Genomic DNA, 20,830 nt, shown 5'->3' with positions numbered 1-20,830 from the left:
TCCGGGCGCCGACAGGGTGAGCCTCAGAACCACCCGATCCGACGGAACGCCACCCACATGCCGGAGACGCTGAGCACCATCGCGCCCAACGCCATCGGGTAGCCCAGGGCCCAGTGCAACTCCGGCATCCCGTCGAAGTTCATGCCCCACACGCCCGCCAGGAACGTCGGCACCACCACCAGTGCGGCGCCCGCGGAGATGCGACGCATGTCCTCGTTCTGCTGCACCGAGACCCGGGCGACGTGCGCGTCGAGGATGGAGGAGAGCAGTTCGTCCAGCACGTCGACGTTCTCGCTCACCCGGTGCAGTCGTTCGACCACGTCCAGTGCCCCCGCGTGCTCCCACCAGACCTGCAGCGTCGGGTCCTGGCGTACGTCGTGCTCCAGGACCCCCACCAGCGGAGCCACCGCCCGACGGGCCTCCGCGACCTCCCGCTTGAGGGTGTAGATCCGTTCCGCGTCCCCGGTCCGGCTGGGGGAGAAGACCGAGAGCTCGACCTCGTCGACGTCCTCCTGCAACTGCCCCGCGACCCGCTCGTAGTCGTCGACGCAGCGCAACAACACCTCGTGCACGACGTCCACCGGTGTGCGGACCACACAGGTGCACGCCTGTGAGTCGGGATCCTCAGGGTCCGCCAGGCACGACCCCACCCCGAAGGGTGACTCACCGTGCCGGTGCGCCACCAACGCGTCACCGGGGTGAGGCAGTTCCGCCCCCTCGGGGGCACGGGTCACCGAGACCACCTGGGCGCCCCGCACGATCACCCATTCCTCGCCCGACTCCACCGCGTCGGTGGGGTCGTCGTAGTCGAGGAGCCGCAACGACAGCGCCACCGTCTCACCGTGGCGACGCAGTGAAGGCCGACGTGTCCCGCCCGGTGTGGCCCGCAACAGCCGACGGGTCGCAGCCGGCTCCACCCCGGCCCGCTCGAACAGCACCGGCAGCAGGTCGTCGCGATCAGCCTCCGAAGGACCCACGATCCACGTCCAGTGCACCCGTGACGTGCCCGGAGCGTCGTCCTCGGGCCGGGTCGTGACGTCGGCCGGCTGTCCGTCGACGAAGAGTCGTTCGTGCACCTCCATGGGCCGAGGCTAGCCGTCCTGCCCCGTCCCCGACAGGAGAGAACTACGCTCTCGTCATGGCAACCGTGGTGCTCGTCCGACACGGCCGTTCGACGGCCAACACCTCCGGCGTCCTGGCGGGGCGCACGCCGGGCGTCCTCCTTGACGACCACGGTGAGGCGCAGGTCGCCGCGCTCGGCGCCCGACTCACCGACGTCCGCTTCGCCGCAGCCGTCACCAGCCCCCTCGAGCGCTGCGTGGCCACTGCCACCGCCGCGCTGTCGCAGGTGCCCGACGACCTCCGGCCCTCCCTCGTCCACGACCCGGCCGTCCTGGAGTGCGACTACGGCGAGTGGCAGGGACGCACCATCGCCGAACTCGCCAAGGAACCGCTGTGGAGCGTCGTCCAGGCCCAGCCCTCTCGCGTCACCTTCCCAGGAGGGGAGTCGATGGGAGAGATGAGCCACCGCGTCGTCCGCGCTGTGCGCGAGCACGACGCCCGGATCGAGGCCGAGCACGGGCCGGGGGCGGTCTGGCTGCTCGCCAGCCACGGCGACCCGCTCAAGGCGGTGCTGGCCGATGCGCTCGGGATGCACCTCGACCTGTTCCAGCGCGTCATGGTGGACCCCGCCTCCGTCAGCGTGGTCCGGTACTCGGCGGCGCGCCCGTACGTGGTGACCATGAACAGCGCCGCCGGGGACCTCGGGTGGCTCACCCCGCCACCGAGCCCCGACGACACCCCTCACGTCGCTCCCCATGGTGGGACCACGGCGAGCGACGACGCCGTGATCGGTGGGGGAGCGGGCGCACCCACCGGCGGCAGTGCGGCCTAGGCTCGACCCATGCCAGTCGTGCACGCATACGTCCCCCCGGAACGCTTCGTCGTCGGAACCGTCGGCCAGCCCGGCCAGCGGACCTTCTTCCTGCAGGCCCGCACCGGAGCCCGGGTCACCTCGGTGGCTCTGGAGAAGCAGCAGGTTCTCGCCCTCGCCGAACGGATCGAGCAGATGTTGGACGACCTGCTCACGCTCCCGCAGTACCGCAGCACGGTGCCTGCCGTCGCGCCCCAGCACCTGGTTGACTCCAGCCCGCTGGAGCAGCCGATCGTGGAGGAGTTCCGGGTCGGCACCATGACGTTGTCGTGGGACGAGGAGACCTCCGAGGCCGTGCTGGAGATCTTCCCCGTCGACGGCGGTCCTGCCTTCGTGGAGATCCAGGACGAGGACGTCGCCAGCGAGCCCGCCCCGGAGGCGCTGGCCACCCACGACTTCCTCGACGACGACCCCGAGATGGACGAGGACCTCGCCAGCTCCCTGGCCGACGCCCTCTCCGACGTGCTCGGGGAGGAGGAGTACGAGGAGATGATGTTGGTGCGGATGCCCGCGGGGCAGGCCCGTGCGTTCGCCGCCCGGGCGCAGCGCGTCGTGGAGGCCGGCCGGCCCACCTGCCCGTTCTGCAACGAAGCGATGGATCCCTCGGGGCACCTCTGTGTCCGGGCCAACGGGTTCCGTCGCCGACTGTCGTGAACCCTGACACCGTCGTGAGTTCTGACTCGGTCCGTTCGCGCCGCCTGCCCGAGGAGTTCGCGCCCTCGGACGTGGTGGTGCTGGGGCGTCTGGCCGACTCCTCCAACGCGACTTTCCTCGTGGAGGTCGCAGGGGTGCGGGCGATCCACAAGCCGATCGCGGGCGAGCGACCGCTCTGGGACTTCCCCGACGGCACCTTGGCGGCCCGCGAGCACTGCGCTTGGCTGGTGGCCCAGGCTCTGACCCGTCATGACGCGGGCTGGGACCTCGTCCCGCACACGGTGCTGGCCGAGGGGCCGCACGGCCCCGGTTCGTTCCAGGTCTGGGTCGAGGAGCAGGACGAGCCCGTCGTCGACCTCGTCCCGACCGTGCAGGCGGCGTCGCTGGGTGAGCATTGGATCGCGGTGCTCAGCGGCGAGGACGAGGACGGCGAGGAGGTGACGGTCGTCCACGCCGACCGATCCGACCTGCGACGCCTGGCCCTGCTCGACGTCGTCCTCAACAACTCCGACCGCAAGGGCGGCCACGTGCTCGTCGCCCCCGACGGCGGTGCCGGGCTCGTGCGCGGGATCGACCACGGCCTCACCTTCCACGTCGAACCCAAGCTCCGCACGGTGCTGTGGGGATGGACCGGTCAGCCGCTCGACGAGGTCGAAGTCGCCGGACTCGGTGCGTTGGTCCAGGAGCTTGCCTCCGACGCGCCCGAGGCGTTGGGGCACCGCCTCGCCGCCCTGCTCTCACCCGAGGAACGTGACGCAACTCTCGCCCGCGCGGCGGCGTTGGTGGCCTCCGGCACCTTCCCGTTGCCCGATCCGAGGTGGCCATCGATTCCTTGGCCTGCGTTCTAGGTAGGCTTCGCGTCATGCGCGCTTGGTCTGCTCCGGATGTTCCCGTCCTGCCGGTCTCCGGTCCCGAGGTCTCGATCCACGACACGGCCACCGGTCGCCGGGTCACCCCCCTCCCCGAGGGCCCCGCGCGCCTCTACGTCTGCGGCATCACGCCGTACGACGCCACCCACATGGGCCACGCGGCGACCTACGTCGCCTTCGACCTGCTGAACCGCGCCTGGCGCGCCGCCGGTCACGACGTCACCTACGTCCAGAACGTCACCGACGTCGACGACCCGCTCCTGGAGCGCGCGACCAAGGTCAACGTCGACTGGGTCGAACTGGCCGAGCGTGAGACCGAGCTGTTCCGTCAGGACATGCTCGCCCTGCGCGTGCTGCCCCCGGCTCACTACATCGGTGCCGTCGAGTCGATCCCGCTGGTGATCTCCTACATCGAGGGTCTGCAGGCCAAGGGCGCGGTCTACGAACTGGAGGGCGACCTCTACTTCCGTGCTGCGGCCGACCCTGCCTACGGCCAGGTGTCGCACTACTCCCACGACGAGATGCTGGCCATCTTCGCCGAGCGCGGTGGCGACCCGGAGCGTCCTGGCAAGGAGAACCCGTTCGACTCGATCGTGTGGCTGGCCGAGCGTCCGGGTGAGCCGTCGTGGGAGAGCCCGTTCGGCAAGGGACGTCCCGGCTGGCACATCGAGTGCACCGCGATCGCGCAGCAGCACCTGGGTGACTCCTTCGACGTCCAGGCCGGAGGGTCCGACCTCGTCTTCCCGCACCACGAGATGTGCGCCTCCACCGCGGCCGTCGCTTCGGGCAAGCCGTTCGCCGAGGCCTACGCCCACGCCGGCATGGTGGCCTACGACGGCGAGAAGATGTCGAAGTCCAAGGGCAACCTCGTCTTCGTCTCCCAGCTGCGCAACAGCGACGTGGACCCGATGGCGATCCGCTTCGTCCTCCTCAACCACCACTACCGCAGCGACTGGGAGTGGCAGGACGCCGACCTCTTCGGCGCCGTGGACACGCTTGAGCGCTGGCGTCGTGCACTCTCCCTGGGCGCCGGGGCGCCGGCCGCTCCCGTCGTCGACGCCGTCCTGGCTGCGATGGCCGACGACCTGGACGCGCCCGCCGCGATCAGGATCGTCGACGAGTGGGTCAACGAAACCCTCGGCACCGCCGGCCTCGCGGACGCCTCCGACCCGGACGCCGCCCACGTGATCCACCGTCTCCTCGACGCCAGCCTGGGCCTCTCCCTCTGAGGTGAGCATCCCCTGAGTGTCCGCGGGGCGCTCAGGGGACGGACATGACGAAGGGGCCGACACCGTGAGGTGTCGGCCCCTTCGTCTTCTCCCCGGTTCTGGGGGAAGGTCAGTCCTGGTCGTCGCGGCGCCGCAGGTAGCGCTCGAACTCGCGTGCGATCGCGTCCCCGGAGGCTTCCGGTAGGTCGGCTGCATCACGGCTCTCCTCGAGTTCGCGCACGTAATCGGCGATCTCGGGGTCCTCGGCGGCCAACTGGTTGACTCCGCGTTCCCAGGCGCGTGCCTCCTCGGGCAGTTCGCCCAGGGGGAGCGGGCGGCCGAGGAGGTCCTCCACCTTACCCAGCAGAGCCAGGCTGGCCTTGGGGCACGGCGGCTGGGACACGTAGTGCGGGACCGCCGCCCAGAACGACACGCACGGGAGGTCGAGCTGTTGGCAGGCGTCCTGGACGACGCCGAGGATGCCGGTCGGGCCCTCGTAGTTGGGCTGTTCCAGCCCGAGCCGCTCCTGGATGCCCTTGCCCATCGCGCTCGACGTCACCGGGACCGGGCGCGTGTGCGGGGTGTCGGCAAGCAGTGCGCCGAGGGTGACGACGATCTGGGCGCCCAGGTCCTCGCAGGCCTGCAGGATCTCGGTCACGAAGCTGCGCCAGCGCATGTTGGGCTCGGTGCCGCTGACCAGGATGACGTGACGTCCGAGCTCGGGCGGCGAGGCCACCGCGATCCGGGCGCTGGGCCACGACAGGGTGCGGACGCCGTCCTCGGTGGTGACCACAGGACGGTTCACCTGGAAGTCGTAGTAGGACTCGGGATCGATCTCGGCAACCACCTCGACATCCCATGCCTCGTGCAGGTGAGCCATGAGGCCGCTGGCCGAGTCACCGGCGTCGTTCCAGCCGTCGAAGGCCATCAGGACCACGGGGTCGATGAGTTCTGTGGGTGCGTCGACGTCCATCACCCCACAAGCCTAGGACCGTTCACGATTTCAGACCCCAACGCCGCGAGTGTCACGATTCGGGATGTCTGTCCAACAATCGGACAACGGAACTTACCGTGGTGCGATCGGGCAGAAGTCCGGTCCCATCTGGCGAGGAGCCCCGTGCCCACTGCAAACGCACCCCTGCACCGTCCCGACTGCACCGATGCGCTCACTGCGTCACTGCGCGAGCGGATCATGGTGATCGACGGTGCGATGGGCACGGCCATCCAGCGCGACCGCCCCGACGAGGCCGGCTACCGCGGCGAACGCTTCGCCGACTGGCACTGCGACGTGCAGGGCAACAACGACCTGCTCTCGATCACGCAGCCGCACATCATTGCCGGCATCCACCGGGAGTACCTCGAGGCCGGCGCCGACATCATCGAGACCAACACGTTCAACGCGAACTCGATCTCGCTGGGCGACTACGACATGGCTGACCTTGCCTACGAGGTCAACCGCACCTCCGCAGAGCTGGCCCGCGCCGAGTGCGACCGGATCGAGGCGCTCGACCCTTCGCGTCCGCGCTACGTCGCGGGTGCCATCGGTCCCACCACCCGCACCGCATCGATCTCCCCGGACGTCAACGACCCCGCGGCCCGCAACATCTCCTTCGATCAGCTGGTCGCCGCCTACGACACCGCCGCGCGCGGTCTGCTCGACGGCGGCGCGGACCTGCTGATCATCGAGACGATCTTCGACACCCTCAACGCCAAGGCCGCGATCTTCGCCGTCGACGCACTCTTCGAGGAGATGGGCCGCCGCTGGCCCGTCATCATCTCCGGCACCATCACCGACGCCTCGGGTCGCACCCTCTCGGGACAGACGACCGAAGCGTTCTGGAACTCGATCCGTCACGCCAAGCCGCTGCTGATCGGCCTCAACTGCGCCCTCGGTGCTGCCGAGATGCGTCCCTACGTCGCCGAGCTCAGCCGGATCGCGGACACCTTCGTCTCCGCCTACCCCAACGCCGGTCTCCCCAACGCCTTCGGTGAGTACGACGAGACCCCGGCACAGACCGCTGCCGTGATCGAGGAGTTCGCCGCCTCGGGTCTGGTGAACCTCGTCGGTGGTTGCTGCGGCACCACCCCGGCCCACATCGCCGCGATCGCCGCCGCCGTCGCGGGCAAGACCCCGCGCGTGGTCCCGGAGGTCTCCGGCGCGATGCGCCTCTCGGGCCTGGAGCCGTTCAACATCACCGGCGAGAGCCTCTTCGTCAATGTCGGCGAGCGCACCAACATCACCGGCTCGGCCCGCTTCCGCAAGCTGATCAAGGACGGCGACTACGACACCGCCCTCTCGGTCGCGCTGCAGCAGGTCGAGAACGGTGCGCAGGTGATCGACGTCAACATGGACGAGGGCATGATCGACGGCGTCGCCGCGATGGACCGCTTCCTGAAGCTGATCGCGGCTGAGCCCGACATCTCTCGCGTCCCGCTGATGGTGGACTCCTCCAAGTGGGAGGTCATCGAGGCCGGCCTCAAGTGCGTCCAGGGCAAGCCGATCGTCAACTCGATCTCGATGAAGGAGGGCGAGGACGCCTTCCGTGAGCACGCCCGCCTGTGCCGCCGCTACGGCGCCGCGATCGTGGTCATGGCCTTCGACGAGGACGGCCAGGCCGACAGCCTGGAGCGTCGCAAGCAGATCTGCGAGCGCGCCTACCGGATCCTGGTCGACGAGGTCGGTTTCCCGGCCGAGGACATCATCTTCGACCCCAACGTCTTCGCGGTCGCGACCGGCATCGAGGAGCACGCCTCCTACGGCCTCGACTTCATCGAGGGCACCCGTTGGATCAAGGAGAACCTCCCCGGTGCCCTGATCTCGGGCGGCATCTCCAACGTCTCGTTCTCGTTCCGTGGCAACAACCCGGTGCGCGAGGCGATCCACGCCGTCTTCCTCTACCACGCGATCAACGCCGGCCTCACGATGGGAATCGTCAACGCCGGTGCGCTGGTGGTCTACGACGAGGTCGACGAGAAGCTCCGGGACCGGATCGAGGACGTCGTCCTCAACCGTCGGCCCGACGCCGCCGAGCGCCTGTTGGAGATCGCCGAGGAGTACAACCGCGCCAAGGGCGAGGTGGACGAGTCCGTCGACGAGTGGCGCACCCTCCCTGTCGGCGAGCGGATCACGCACGCCCTGGTGAAGGGCATCGACGCCCACGTCGAGGCCGACACCGAGGAACTGCGTGCCGAGATCGCTGCGCGCGGCGGTCGACCGATCGAGGTCATCGAAGGCCCGCTGATGGCCGGCATGAACGTCGTCGGTGACCTCTTCGGTGCCGGCAAGATGTTCCTGCCCCAGGTGGTGAAGTCAGCCCGTGTGATGAAGAAGGCCGTCGCCTACCTGATCCCCTTCATCGAGAAGGAGAAGGCCGCCGATCCGTCGCTGGCCGGCGCCGACACCAACGGCACCATCGTGATGGCGACCGTGAAGGGCGACGTCCACGACATCGGCAAGAACATCGTCGGCGTGGTGCTGCAGTGCAACAACTACGAGGTCATCGACCTCGGCGTCATGGTCCCGGCCCAGAAGATCCTCGACACCGCCCGCGAGGTCAACGCCGACATCATCGGCCTGTCCGGTCTCATCACCCCCTCGCTCGACGAGATGGTCACGATGGCCTCGGAGATGCAGCGCCAGGGCTTCGAGATCCCGCTCATGATCGGCGGCGCGACCACGTCGCGCGCCCACACCGCGGTCAAGATCGACCAGAAGTACGACGGCCCCGTCGTCTGGGTCAAGGACGCCTCGCGTTCGGTCCCGGTGGCCGCCGCACTGCTCAGCGACGCCCAGCGTCCCGGCCTGATGGCCGGCGTCAAGGCCGACTACGACGCCCTGCGGGCCCGTCACGCCGGCAAGTCCGAGCGACCGATGCTGACGCTGGACGCCGCCCGCGCCAACGCCACTCCGATCGTCTGGGAGGGGTACGTGCCGCCGGCGCCGAACAAGCCGGGCGTCACGGTGCTGCGTGACTACGACCTCGGTGAGCTGCGCGAGTTCATCGACTGGGTGCCGTTCTTCAACTCCTGGGAGATGAAGGGGCGCTTCCCCGACATTCTCAACAATCCCGCCACCGGCGAGGCCGCCCGCAAGCTGTACGACGACGCCCAGGAGATGCTCGACCGCATCGTGGCGGAGAAGTGGCTCACCGCGGACGCCGTCATCGGTCTCTTCCCGGCCAACTCGACCGGCGACGACACCGTCATCTACACCGACGAGACCCGTACCGAGGTGCTCACCACGCTGCACCACCTGCGTCAGCAGGGCGAACACCGTCACGAGGTCCCGAACCGCTCGCTGGCCGACTACGTCGCGCCGGTCGAGTCCGGTCTGGCCGACCACGTCGGTGCGTTCGCCGTCACCGCCGGCCACGGCAGCGCCGAGCGGGTCGCGGCGTTCAAGGCCGAGCTCGACGACTACTCCGCGATCCTGTTGGAGTCGCTGGCCGATCGCCTCGCGGAGGCGTTCGCCGAGCGGTTGCACCAGCGGGTGCGCACTGAGTTCTGGGGTCACGCCGCGGGCGAGCAGCTCAGCAACGAGGACCTGATCGGTGAGAAGTACACCGGCATCCGCCCGGCACCGGGCTACCCGGCCTGCCCTGACCACACCGAGAAGCAGACCCTGTGGGAGCTCCTCGACGTCGAGGCCAACACCGGCATCACCCTGACCGAGTCGATGGCGATGTGGCCCGGTGCCGCGGTGTCGGGCTGGTACTTCTCGCACCCCGAGTCGCGCTACTTCCCGGTGGGACGTCTGGGTCGCGACCAGATCGCCGACTACGCCGACCGCAAGGGGTGGAGCCTGGCCGAGACCGAGCGCTGGCTCTCGCCCAACCTGGGCTACGACCCCGAGGACTGAGCCGAGAGGCTCACACCCGGCATGAACGCCCCGGATCCTGCACCGACGTGCAGGATCCGGGGCGTTGTTGCCTCGCCCGTGGCTCACCAGTCACCGTGCAGGCCGAGCATCAGCACGGGCACGGCGGTGACGCAGACGGTGGCGATGCAGGAGAGCACCAGCACCCGCCCGGGCAGGGGCCACAGCTGACGCAGCACGATGCCGAGGCCCATGCCGAACATCCCTGCACCCAGGCACCACTGGGTCAGTACTGCGGTGGTGCTCAGGACGGCGTCGGGCAACATTCCGGTGGAACGGACCAGGACGGCGACCACGAAGAGGGTGAGGAACCAGGGGACACCGGCGCCGCGTCGGGAGGGCTGGTCCGTGTCCGGTGCCACGGCCCGGGAGACGGCCCGGGAGACGGCCCGGTGCACGGGGACCAGCATCAGCACGCGACCCAGCTTCACGCTCATCGCCACAGCGACAGCGGCGGGACCGATCAGGGAGGCGGCGGCAGCGACCTGGGCGACCTCGTGCAGGCTCGCGCCCGCCCAGATCGCGGTGGTGCGGTCGCTGAAGCCGAACGCGTCGCCGGCGAGGGGCAGCGCGAACATCAGCACGGTGCCGTGGAGGGTCACGAGTGCCAGCGCCAGGGCCAGCTGGTTGCTGCGGGGACGGACGGCTCCCTCGACGGCAGCGATCGCGGCGGCGCCGCAGACGGAGAACCCAGAGGCGACCAACTGCACCGCTTCGGGTTCGACGCCCATCCGGGTGCCGATCCAGCGGGTGAGCAGGAACGTCGAGGCCACCGTCACGACCACGACCGCAATCCCGAACACACCGATCGAGACGATCTCGCCGAGCCCCAGGCCCAGACCGAGACCGGCGACACCGAGCCAGAGCAAGAACTTCGTGCTCGGCATCCATGCGTCCACACGTCGCTCGGAGCCCGCGGGCAGGTTCACCACGACGGCTCCGACGAGCAGCGCCAGGACCAGGGGGCTGGCGGCAGGAATGCTGCGGCACACCGCCCACGACGCCACGGCCACGAGAAACGGGACGCCTGCGTGGTGGGCGCCGTCGAGCAGCCGAGCGGCACGGCTGTGAGTGGGGGTGTCGGTGCTGGGGAGGAGTGAGGTGCTCATGCTTCGAGCCTCGTCCCGGAACAGCACCGGCAGTAGACGCCAGAACCGGGGCGGGTCATAGTCAACGGTGATGACCGACATGGACCCAGCGGCGATGACGACAGCGCCGATCACGCCCGAAGCGCTGCCCGACCTCGAGACGCTCGCCCTGCTGGTGGCGATCGACGTGCAGGGCAGCATCGGTGCAGGAGCTCGCGCCCGGGGGATCAGCCAACCGGCAGCGAGCGCGAGGATCCGCGAGGCCGAGGCCCGGTGGCGTCTCCGTCTCCTGGAGCGGTCTCCTCGCGGGTCCCGTCTCACCTCCGAGGGACGCACGGTGGTGGCGTGGTCCCGCCGTGTGCTGGACGAGGTACAGATCCTGACCACGGGAGTCGCGTCCTTGCGGAGTGATCGTGAGGCCACCTTGCGGGTGGCCGCCAGCCTGACGGTCGCGGAGTTCCTGCTGCCGCGCTGGCTGGGACGTCTCAACGCCCGGGTGCCGGACCTGCGTCCGCGGATGCTCGTCGTCAACAGTGCTGGAGTCGAGGAGTTGGTGCGCTCCGGCGCAGCCGACGTGGGGTTCGTCGAGTCCACCGTGGTCGCGCGGGACCTGCTGGTGCGTCGCGTCGACACCGACGAACTCTGTGTCGTGGTGTCCCCCGAGGATCCGTGGGCAGATCGGGCCACGCCGCTGTCCGGTGCCGACGTCCTGTCCCGTCGCTGGGTGCTGCGCGAACCCGGAAGCGGGACCAGGCGCACGTTCGAGGACGCGGTGGGCGGAGAGCCTGCGTGCGCTCTCGAGGCGGGCTCGACGGCCGCTCTGCTGGGGGCGGTGGTGGCGGGCCTGGGACCCGGGGTCGTGTCACGTCGTGCGGTGCAGGCAGCAGTGGAGGCAGGGACGGTGCGTGAGGTGTTCACCGATCTCGACCTCACCCGTCCCGTGCACGCCGTTCTGCGCCCCGGCAGACGCCACCACGGCCACGTCGACACCCTGGTGGGCATCGCCGCGGCCGTCAGACGTGAGTCGTGAGGAGCGGGGGTCACATGTTCCAGGCACGCACCCAGTCGACCGTCAGGGTCGAGTTCCTCAGTGAGATCGCGCCGCGGTTCTCGTAGTCGGCCACGAAGTTGGACAGGATGAGGCCGCCCAGGTTGTTGTCCTTCGCGCCGCGCGCCTTCGTGGTGGCGACGTGGTTGCCGTCGACGTAGAACTGGTACTCGGCCGCAGTGTCTCCAGCCTTGGGGATCCAGCGGACCGCGAAGATCGTGTACTGCTGCGACCACTTCTTCGCCTTCGACGACGTGGGAGTGGAGTGCAGCGTCAGGTCGCGTTTCTCCATCTCGCCGAACCCGTCGCAGGTGCTGAGGTCGTAGTGCTTGGTGGCCACGGCGCCCTTGCTGTTGCGGTGGGCGCTGTCGGCGAGACGGTTGTCGCCCATGTACTCGAAGACGTCGATCTCGCCGCCACGGCAGTAACCGGCGTTGAACCAGAACGAGGAGTGCGTTCCGCCCTGGTGGTCACCCGCGGTGCCGGCCTGGAGCTTCACCCGGGCCGCCATCCAGGCCGACGTGCCGGGGGCCGGTGCCGCGATCTTGTTGTTGGTCACGATGTGCGGGACCTCGACACACTCCGAGCCTCGACGCGTGGCCTCGCCCGAGGCCTGCTCGCACGGGGAGCAGGCGGCGTTGGGGGTCGAGCCGGCCTTGAGACGCGGGGTCAGCTTCGCGGTGCCGCCGGAGACGGTCACGGTGTCGAGCGAGGGAGTCTGGTAGGCGCAGCGGTTCTCGCCGCGCTGGTTCCACTTGGTCATGTCGAGCCTGGTGCCGTCGAACTCGTCGGAGAAGATGACGCGTCCGGCCGTGGGGGTCATCGCGGCGGAGACCGTCGAGACGCCGGTGGTGTAACGGAAGACGGCGCGGTACTGCGCGTTCGCGGACGCTCCGGTCTTCGGGTACCACGTGCCGGTGCGCCGGGCCCCGAGGGTGGACGAGGTCTCGACGTCACGCCACGTGGTGGCCTTGCCACCGGTGACGCGGCGCTCCTGAAGGATGGCGACGCGTCGTGCGGGACCGGTCGCCCAGTTCACACGAAGCAACTGAGCTGCTGCTGAGGCGCGCTCCGGAGAGGTCTGGGCGCCGGTCTCGACGATCGCGGGTGAGAAGGTCGAGACCTTCAGCGCGTCCGGGGCCGCGTGCTGGGTGTAGGTGGCCACCGTTGCCCGGGAGGCTGTGCGTCCGGTGATGACCTTGACGCCGTAGACGGCGGTGTTGACGCCCTTGGGCAGCTTGGTGGAGAAGGCGAACTTCGTGGCCCGGGCGGTGGTGCGAACGGTCTTGACGACGCTGAACTTCTTCTGCTTCGCGGTGCGGCGCAGCAACTGGACGCGGGCGGCACCCTTCGTCCTGCTGCGTCCGGTCACCTTGATCGTGGCGTTCGGGGCGACTGGCTGGGGGGTGTCTGCCGCAGCGATCGTGCCGGAGGTGCTCGAGGCGACCGTGAGGGCCTGGGCGCTGGAGGTCGCCACGGTGACGTGGCGGGTGGAGACGGCCTTGGTCTTCGTGGTGGTGGTGGTGGCGGCGACGCGGGGCGTGGATGTGGCGGCGGCGCTCGCGGCAGGCTCGTGCGAGGTGGGGACGGTGGTGGGGACGGTGGTGGTGGGGGCGAAGGTGCTGAGGACGGCGGCGCTCAGGGCGACCAGGGCCACCCGTGGGACGGTCATCGAATCGACTCATTTTCTTCTCGGGGGGGAGTGAGTCGGGCACGAGGTGGGTGATGCGGGGTCCCTGGAGGTGTGCGCTGCAGATCATCGACTCGCGTTGGGATGAAGTGACGCGAGTGAATGATGTGACTCATGAGAACAATGTGATCGTCCCAAAGGCTTAATTGAAAAGACCACTGAAAGCGCCTGTGAGAAGCGATTCACTGCATCAGTGATGTCATTTATTGTCCGGATGTGGGTGTCACATCTATTTGACCCCCATTTCGATGACTTCTCCACTCGATCGTCGCTCTGAATTCATCTGGATTCATTCAATTGACCTTGAGTCTTTCTGCGTCATTTCCCTGTCGTTCTGGATGGTTTGCAGTGGTTTGCCGTGGTTTTCAATGACGCAGGGTGCCCGCGGCGGACGGCCCCGAAATGCGCAGAAGGCGCTGGGCCACGTGGCCCAGCGCCTTCTGCGCGGTGATGTGTCGTTCTCCCGGGTCAGACGACCTGGTCGTTGGGGTGTGCCTCGTTCCAGGCCAGGATCACTCGTCGCGGGATCCGCCCCCGCTCGGCGAATCCGAGTCCCTGGGCGCGCGCCCACGTGCGGATGCGTTCGCGCTGAGCCGGGGTTGTCTCAGGGACCACGCGCTGCTTCTCCAGGTGCGGGGGAGTGATGCGACGACCTGCCTGCATGTAGATCTGCAGGGCGTCGCTGAGCTGGTGTTGCTCAAGGGGAGTGAGGTCGACCTCGTACCACGCTTCACCGAGGGCGAAAGTGATCGTCTGGGCCCCACTCGTGCCACTGATGTCGGAATCAATGACCTGAATCGTGCGTATGGCCATGGTGGCATTTTCACACAGGTCAATCGTCACTCCAGTACTCAGGACACGTGTTGCGCATCGCTGGAAATGAATTCTCTGTGTTTGAATCTATTTGCCATTGCTTGACGTCATTGGAAGGTGACTCAAAGGTGTCGCGGGTGCTGCTGGACACCGGTGGCGATGTCGGGCTGCCGGCTCGTGCTGCCTAGGGTGGAGCGGTGGGGGAGACGACGACGCCGGAGGAAACCGTGAGCACCGCACCTGTCCTGAACGCCAGCCCTGTTTCCGGTGTCGACGCCCGGCACCTGCCTGCCGCGGTGCTGTGGGACATGGACGGAACCCTGGTCGACACCGAGCAGTACTGGATCGCCACCGAGTTCGAGATCGTCGAGGCGCACGGCGGCACCTGGTCGTTGGAGCACGCCCATCATCTCGTCGGCAACGCACTCATCGACTCCGCGCGCTACATCGCCGAGCACGGGCCGGTGCCGCTGCCGGCCGAGCAGATCGTGGAACTCCTGCTCGACGGCGTGGTCGACAAGTTGCGCCAAGGCATCCCGTGGCGCCCCGGCGCCCGGGAACTCCTCGGCTCCCTCGCCGACGCCGGTGTCCCGTGCGGCCTGGTCACCATGTCCTACCAGCGCTTCGTCGACCCGATCCTCGAGGTGCTCGGCGGTCACGGTTTCGACGTCGTCGTCACCGGCGATGCGGTGAAGCACGGCAAGCCCCACCCCGAGCCCTACCTCGTGGCCGCCGCGCAGTTGGGTCTCGAGCCCGCTGAGTGCCTCGCGATCGAGGACTCCGGCACCGGCACCAGGTCTGCGCAGGACGCCGGCTGCGCCGTGCTCGTCGTGCCCCTGCACGTCCCGGTCGAGCAGGGCGAACGCCGGATCTTCCGCGACACCCTCGACGGCATCGACGCCGCCGAGGCAGGACGCATCCACCGTGAGGCGTTCGCCGGTCGGGGCTGACCGCGTCCGCTCGGCTAGGGTCTGGTCGTGTCGCACTCTCCGCAGGACCCGCATCCCGAACCGGGTCGCCCCACCCCTGAACCACAGCGGGATCCCGTCCCCGGGCCACCGCCGCGTCGCCCTGCCGGCACCATCCGGCTCGGCAGCATCGCGGGTGCCGACGTCCTGGTGACGTCGTCGTGGTTCATCGTCGCGGCACTGGTGTCGTGGATCGTCTCCCCGCGGATCGAGCAGGTCCAGCCGGGCATCGGTGCCTGGAAGTACGTGGCCGGCTTCGCCTTCGCGGTGATCCTCTACCTCGCGATCCTGCTGCACGAGGCGTCGCACGCACTCATGGCGCGTCGTTTCGGTGCCCGCGTCACCAGCATCACCCTGCACTTCCTGGGCGGCGCGACCGCCGTCGAGGGCGAGGCACGCACCCCCAAGCAGGAGTTCTGGGTGGCGGTGGTCGGTCCGATCACGTCCTTGGCCATCGGTGCACTCGGTGTGGGTCTGTGGTTCCTGACTCCCGAGGGAGTCCTCCGTGTGGGCGTGGAGGGGCTGGCCGGTGCGAACCTGCTGATCGGCGTGCTCAACCTGCTGCCGGCCCTGCCCCTCGACGGCGGTCGGGTGCTCAAGGCCGGCGTCTGGAAGCTCACCGGGAACCCGCACCGGGGAAGCCTGGTCGCGGGATGGTGCGGCCGGGTGCTGGCCGTGCTGATGCTGGCCTATCCGTTCCTGCTCGGGGCCGTCCTCGACATCACCCCCGGCGTCATCGACTTCGTCCTGGCCGCAGTCGTGGCGATCTTCCTGCTGGGAGGCGCCAACGCCGTGGTGGCCCGGGCCCGCATGATGGAGAAGCTCCCCGCACTCGTGGTCCGCGACCTGGCCCGCCGAACCTGCCTGGTCGACTCCCAGATGCCGCTCAACCTCGCCGTGGCACGGGCCCAGGCCGAGCAGGCCGGTGGCATCGTGACCGTCGACGAGCAGCGCCGTCCGGTCGGGATCGTCTCCGAGGCCGCGCTCCTCGCGGTTCCCGAACATCGCCGGGCCTGGATGTCGGTCAGCGAGGTCGCCCGCAGTGTCGGGCCGGGGGCGGTGCTCCCGGTGACGCTGGTGGGTGAAGACCTGGTCCGGGCCATCGGCAGGAGCCCGCTGAGTGAGTACCTCGTCGTCGACGCGACCGGTGCGGTCCACGGCGTCCTGTCGACCGCCGACGTCGATCGCGCGTTCCGCGGCACCCCCGCCTAAAGTTCACCCCATGAGTGACGCCCTGACGCCGACCCCCGACGTTCCTGCCGAAGCCTGGGCGGGGGTGCACCGTGGCCCCCTCCGTGAGGGCGAGTGGGTGCGCCTGACCGACCAGAAGGGCCGTCGCCACAACTTCGAGCTCGTTGCGGGCAAGATGTTCTTCTCCAACAAGGGCCACCTCGCCCACGACGACATGATCGGTCGCGAAGAGGGCTTCACCATCAATTCCTCCGCCGGCGGCCAGTACCTGGTCTTCCGCCCGCTGCTGAGCGAGTTCGTGGTCTCGATGCCCCGCGGTGCCGCGGTCATCTACCCCAAGGACTCGGCCCAGATCGTCTCCTCGGCCGACGTCTTCCCCGGCTCGATCGTGGTCGAGGCCGGCGCCGGTTCGGGTTCGCTCTCCTGCACGCTGCTGCGTGCGGTGGGTCCGTTCGGCAAGGTGATCTCGTTCGAGCGTCGCGAGGAGTTCCTCGACGTCGCCCGCAAGAACGTCACCCAGTACTTCGGTGGGGAGCACCCCAACTGGGACCTCCGTCTGGGCGACCTCGCCGAGGAACTGCCCAAGCTGGAGCACAAGGTCGACCGCGTCATCCTCGACATGCTCGCCCCCTGGGAGTGCGTCGACGCCGTGGGTGAGGCCCTGGTTCCCGGAGGCATCATCTGTGTCTACGTGGCCACCACCACCCAGCTCTCGCGTGTCGTGGAGACGCTGCGTGCGCACGGCGGATTCACCGAGCCGCACGCCTGGGAGAGCCTCGTGCGCGACTGGCACGTCGAGGGTCTGGCCGTGCGCCCCGACCACAAGATGATCGGCCACACCGCCTTCCTGGTGACCGCACGCCGCATGGCCCCGGGCGAGCGTCCGCCGGTCAAGAAGCGTCGTCCGGCCCCGGGCGCGTACGGTCCTGACTACACCGGCCCGCGTCCCGCAGACCTCCCGGCCGCCGTGTTCGAGGAGTCCGCCGACTCCTGAACTACCCCGTGACCGGCGACTGACCGGCGACTCACTGGTCATCGGTCAGTCACGTTCGACCCAGCAGGGCCCCGACCTCGACGTCGGGGCCCTGCTGCATTCCGCCGCTGCACGTTTTCCAATCGTGATCGGGTCGCCGCTCAGGGGACTTCCGCAGTGCCCCCGAATGGGTAGGGTCGCAGTGACTGGAGGTGACCCCATGACCTACCCCGACGGTGGACCAGCACGGCACGACGAGGACGACTCGACGCGCCCCGGGGCGGAGGGGGCGGACGCGGTCGAGGCCCTGACGCGGCGCATCCACACCCTGGAGTCCGAACTGCGCCAGGTGCGCGACTCGCATGCCTGTGCGCCGGACCGGACCCGTCAGTTGGAGCGGAGTCTGGAGGAGACCCGGCGGCTCCTGGACGGAACGACCGCCCACAACGAACAGCTGCGGACGACGCTGCGTCAGGCCCGTGACCAGATCACCACGCTGCACGCGGAGGTGGAGAAACTGGCCCAGCCGCCGTCGGGTTTCGCGGTGTTGGTGACTCTCCACCCCGACGGCACCGCCGACGTCCTGCAGGCCGGGCGGAAACTGCGGGTCGAGGTCAGTCCCGACGTGCGGTCCGAGGACCTGACCCCAGGCCGTGAGGTGCTGCTCAACGAGGCACTGAACGTGGTCGCGGTGCACGAGCACGAGGACACCGGCGAGGTCACGCTGGTCAAGGAGATCATGGCCGGGGGAGACCGGGCACTGGTCGTGGGACACAGCGACGACGAACGCGTCGTCCGGCTCGCGACGCCGATCCTGGGCGAGGTGAAGGTGGGCGACTCCCTCCTCGTCGACACCCGCAGCGGATTCGCCCTCGAACGGGTCCCGAAGTCGGAGGTGGAAGACCTCGTCCTGGAGGAGGTTCCCGACATCGCCTACGAGTCGATCGGTGGTCTCGGTGGCCAGATCGAGCTGATCCGTGACGCCGTCGAGCTCCCGTACCTGCACCCCGAGCTCTTCGCCGAGCACAAGCTCCGTCCGCCCAAGGGGATCCTGCTCTACGGCCCTCCCGGGTGCGGCAAGACGCTGATTGCGAAGGCGGTCGCGAACTCCCTCGCGAAGAAGGTCGCCGAGCGCACCGGAGCCGAAGGACGTTCCTACTTCCTCAACATCAAGGGGCCCGAGCTCCTGAACAAGTTCGTGGGCGAGACCGAGCGCCACATCCGTCTCGTGTTCCAGCGTGCCCGGGAGAAGGCCTCGATGGGCACCCCCGTCATCGTCTTCTTCGACGAGATGGACTCCCTCTTCCGCACCCGCGGCTCCGGCGTCTCCTCCGACGTGGAGAACACCATCGTTCCGCAGTTGCTCAGCGAGATCGACGGCGTCGAGACCTTGGAGAACGTCCTCGTCATCGGTGCCTCCAACCGCGAGGACATGATCGATCCCGCGATCCTGCGGCCCGGACGACTCGACGTGAAGATCAAGATCGAACGTCCCGACGCCCAGTCGGCCCACGACATCTTCGCCAAGTACCTCACCGCCGATCTTCCGCTGGCCGAGGACGACCTGGCCGAGTTCGGCGGAAGCCGTGATGCCTGCGTCGACGCGATGATCCGCACCACCGTGGAGCGGATGTACCGCGAGACCGACGAGAACCGGTTCCTGGAGGTGACCTACGCCGACGGCGACAAGGAGGTCCTCTACTTCAAGGACTTCAACTCCGGGGCGATGATCCAGAACATCGTCGACCGCGCCAAGAAGAGCGCGATCAAGGACCTGATCGAGACCGGACGCCGTGGCATCCGGGTCCAGCACCTGCTCCAGGCCTGCGTCGACGAGTTCAAGGAGAACGAGGACCTGCCCAACACCACCAACCCCGACGACTGGGCTCGGATCTCGGGCAAGAAGGGCGAACGGATCGTCTTCATCCGCACGCTCGTCACCGGCAAGCAGGGCACCGAACCCGGACGGTCGATCGACACCGCGACGAGCACGGGCCAGTACCTGTGACCGTCCGCCGGGTGATGGGGAGCGAGGTCGAGTACGGGATCCAGGTGCTCGGCAATCCCGGCGCGAACCCGATGCAGAGCTCCTCCTGGGTGGTGAACGCCTACGCGGCGGCCGAACTCAACGCCCGGCGCGCCCGCTGGGACTTCGAGGAGGAACATCCGCTGCGTGACGCCCGTGGCCACGAGATCGCGCGGGAGAACGCCGACCCCAGCCAACTGACCGACGAGGACCTCGGGCTGGCCAACGTCATCCTCACCAACGGCGCCCGGCTCTACGTCGACCACGCACATCCGGAGTTCTCCTCACCCGAGGTGACCACGCCGATCGACGTCGTCCGGTGGGAGAAGGCCGGCGAGGAGGTGATGCGGCGCGCGGCTGAACTGGTCAACGCCCGGGGCGGACCGTCGGTGGTGCTCTACAAGAACAACACCGACGGCAAGGGCGTCTCCTACGGCACCCACGAGAACTACCTGATGGCGCGCGCCACCCCGTTCCGCAACATCGTCAAGCACCTGATCCCGTTCTTCGTGAGCCGCCAAGTGGTCTGTGGCGCAGGGCGGGTGGGGATCGGACGCGACGGGCGCCATCCGGGGTTCCAACTGAGCCAGCGGGCCGACTTCTTCGAGGTCGAGGTCGGCCTCGAGACCACGATGCGCCGCCCGATCGTCAACACCCGCGACGAACCGCACGCCGACCCCTCCCAGCACCGACGTCTCCACGTCATCGTCGGTGACGCGAACCTCGCTGAGGTGTCCACGTTCCTCAAGTACGGCACCACCGCCCTGGTCCTGGACATGATCGAGGCCGACGTCATGCCCGACGACCTCGCGCTGCGGCACCCCGTCGCCGAGCTGCGCGCGGTCTCCCACGACCCGTCGCTGGCCCACCGCGTCGAACTCGTCGACGGCCGCCTCATGACCGCCCTCGACCTGCAGTGGATCCACCTCGAACGGGCCCGCGACCACGTCAAGCGCACCGGCGCTGACGAGGATCCCCAGACCGTGGCGGTGATGGAGCGTTGGGAGAGCGTCCTGACCCGTCTGGAGACCAACCCGATGCTGTGCGCGGGAGAGCTGGACTGGGTCGCCAAGCTCAAGATCCTCCAGCGCTACCGCGAACGTGACGGGCTGGCCTGGGACCACCCCAAACTGGCCCTGGTCGACCTGCAGTACGCCGACCTGCGCACAAGCAAGGGACTCCACCACAAACTCGTCGCCGGCGGTCACATGGAACGCCTCGTCGACGCCGAGGCCGTCCTGCGTGCGGTCACCGAACCCCCGGAGGACACTCGCGCCTGGTTCCGTGGGCAGTGCCTGCTGCGCTACCCCGACGAGGTCGCCGCCGCGTCTTGGGACAGCGTCATCCTCGACCTCCCGGGCCGCTCCTCGCTGCAGCGCATCCCCACCCCCGACCCCCTGCGCGGCACCAAGGCGCGGGTCGGCGGACTCCTTGACCGCCACCGCACTGCCGCGGAATTGTTCGCTGCTCTCACCGCCGACCACAGATAGGGG

Annotated in this window: 16 protein-coding genes; 11 read left to right on the top strand and 5 right to left on the bottom strand. The window is 68.8% G+C overall.

Annotated features, from left to right (window positions below):
- Positions 1-23: 23 nt before the first annotated feature.
- A complete protein-coding gene (locus tag EOV43_RS07895) occupies positions 24-1,082 on the bottom strand; it encodes a CorA family divalent cation transporter (protein WP_128220802.1) in 1,059 nt (352 codons plus the stop codon).
- Between the two features lie 56 nt (positions 1,083-1,138).
- Here EOV43_RS07895 and EOV43_RS07890 point away from each other — a divergent pair, with 56 nt between their 5' ends.
- Genes EOV43_RS07890 through mshC form a run of 4 tightly spaced genes read left to right on the top strand, consistent with a single transcriptional unit; the run spans position 1,139 to position 4,685 of the window.
- Positions 1,139-1,894: an MSMEG_4193 family putative phosphomutase gene (locus EOV43_RS07890; protein WP_128220800.1), complete on the top strand. Its 756-nt coding sequence runs from the start codon at positions 1,139-1,141 to the stop codon at positions 1,892-1,894.
- A 9-nt stretch (positions 1,895-1,903) separates the two neighbouring features.
- Complete coding sequence (locus EOV43_RS07885) at positions 1,904-2,587, top strand: DUF3090 domain-containing protein (RefSeq protein ID WP_128220798.1); 684 nt, start codon at positions 1,904-1,906, stop codon at positions 2,585-2,587.
- A gap of 14 nt (positions 2,588-2,601) precedes the next feature.
- Positions 2,602-3,435 carry an SCO1664 family protein gene (locus EOV43_RS07880; RefSeq protein ID WP_239022023.1) on the top strand — a complete coding sequence of 278 codons (834 nt, stop codon included), beginning with the start codon at positions 2,602-2,604 and terminating at the stop codon, positions 3,433-3,435.
- A 14-nt stretch (positions 3,436-3,449) separates the two neighbouring features.
- Complete coding sequence (gene mshC, locus EOV43_RS07875) at positions 3,450-4,685, top strand: cysteine--1-D-myo-inosityl 2-amino-2-deoxy-alpha-D-glucopyranoside ligase (protein ID WP_128220796.1); 1,236 nt, start codon at positions 3,450-3,452, stop codon at positions 4,683-4,685.
- A gap of 109 nt (positions 4,686-4,794) precedes the next feature.
- On the opposite strand, the gene EOV43_RS07870 is transcribed toward mshC, so the two are convergent.
- Positions 4,795-5,637, bottom strand: coding sequence for a PAC2 family protein (locus tag EOV43_RS07870; protein ID WP_338323512.1), 843 nt, complete (start codon positions 5,635-5,637; stop codon positions 4,795-4,797).
- Between the two features lie 144 nt (positions 5,638-5,781).
- On the opposite strand from EOV43_RS07870, the gene metH reads away from it, so the two are divergent.
- Positions 5,782-9,522, top strand: coding sequence for a methionine synthase (gene metH / locus EOV43_RS07865; protein ID WP_128220792.1), 3,741 nt, complete (start codon positions 5,782-5,784; stop codon positions 9,520-9,522).
- An 83-nt stretch (positions 9,523-9,605) separates the two neighbouring features.
- On the opposite strand, the gene EOV43_RS07860 is transcribed toward metH, so the two are convergent.
- The gene (locus EOV43_RS07860; protein WP_164878757.1) at positions 9,606-10,649 is read right to left on the bottom strand and encodes a YeiH family protein; all 1,044 of its coding nucleotides are present in this window, start codon (positions 10,647-10,649) and stop codon (positions 9,606-9,608) included.
- A 70-nt stretch (positions 10,650-10,719) separates the two neighbouring features.
- Between EOV43_RS07860 and EOV43_RS07855 the strand changes: the two genes are divergently transcribed.
- Entirely contained in the window at positions 10,720-11,658 is a 939-nt protein-coding gene (locus EOV43_RS07855; protein WP_128220788.1) for a LysR family transcriptional regulator, read from the top strand.
- Positions 11,659-11,668: 10 nt separating this feature from the next.
- Here the strand turns inward: EOV43_RS07855 and EOV43_RS07850 are convergent, their stop codons facing one another.
- On the bottom strand, positions 11,669-13,348 hold the full coding sequence (locus EOV43_RS07850) for a glycoside hydrolase family 16 protein (RefSeq protein ID WP_128220786.1): 1,680 nt from the start codon (positions 13,346-13,348) through the stop codon (positions 11,669-11,671).
- A 486-nt stretch (positions 13,349-13,834) separates the two neighbouring features.
- Positions 13,835-14,179, bottom strand: a complete 345-nt coding sequence (locus tag EOV43_RS07845; protein ID WP_128220784.1) for an Lsr2 dimerization domain-containing protein — start codon at positions 14,177-14,179, stop codon at positions 13,835-13,837.
- A gap of 227 nt (positions 14,180-14,406) precedes the next feature.
- Between EOV43_RS07845 and EOV43_RS07840 the strand changes: the two genes are divergently transcribed.
- From EOV43_RS07840 to dop, 5 genes are all read left to right on the top strand, one after another.
- Positions 14,407-15,129, top strand: coding sequence for an HAD family hydrolase (locus tag EOV43_RS07840; protein ID WP_239022022.1), 723 nt, complete (start codon positions 14,407-14,409; stop codon positions 15,127-15,129).
- Between the two features lie 27 nt (positions 15,130-15,156).
- Positions 15,157-16,359: a site-2 protease family protein gene (locus EOV43_RS07835; protein ID WP_128220782.1), complete on the top strand. Its 1,203-nt coding sequence runs from the start codon at positions 15,157-15,159 to the stop codon at positions 16,357-16,359.
- A gap of 10 nt (positions 16,360-16,369) precedes the next feature.
- On the top strand, positions 16,370-17,332 hold the full coding sequence (locus tag EOV43_RS07830; protein WP_128220780.1) for a tRNA (adenine-N1)-methyltransferase: 963 nt from the start codon (positions 16,370-16,372) through the stop codon (positions 17,330-17,332).
- A gap of 199 nt (positions 17,333-17,531) precedes the next feature.
- Positions 17,532-19,319 carry a proteasome ATPase gene (gene arc, locus EOV43_RS07825; RefSeq protein WP_128220778.1) on the top strand — a complete coding sequence of 596 codons (1,788 nt, stop codon included), beginning with the start codon at positions 17,532-17,534 and terminating at the stop codon, positions 19,317-19,319.
- Positions 19,316-20,827 (top strand): depupylase/deamidase Dop, encoded by a 1,512-nt coding sequence (gene dop, locus EOV43_RS07820; RefSeq protein ID WP_338323509.1) that lies wholly within the window; start codon positions 19,316-19,318, stop codon positions 20,825-20,827. The genes arc and dop overlap by 4 nt, the downstream gene beginning before the upstream one ends.
- The last annotated feature ends 3 nt before the right edge of the window (positions 20,828-20,830 follow it).

It is taken from the genome of Nocardioides yefusunii, from assembly GCF_004014875.1.
Lineage (GTDB): Bacteria > Actinomycetota > Actinomycetes > Propionibacteriales > Nocardioidaceae > Nocardioides > Nocardioides yefusunii.
This window is presented reverse-complemented; position numbering and strand designations above follow the sequence as displayed.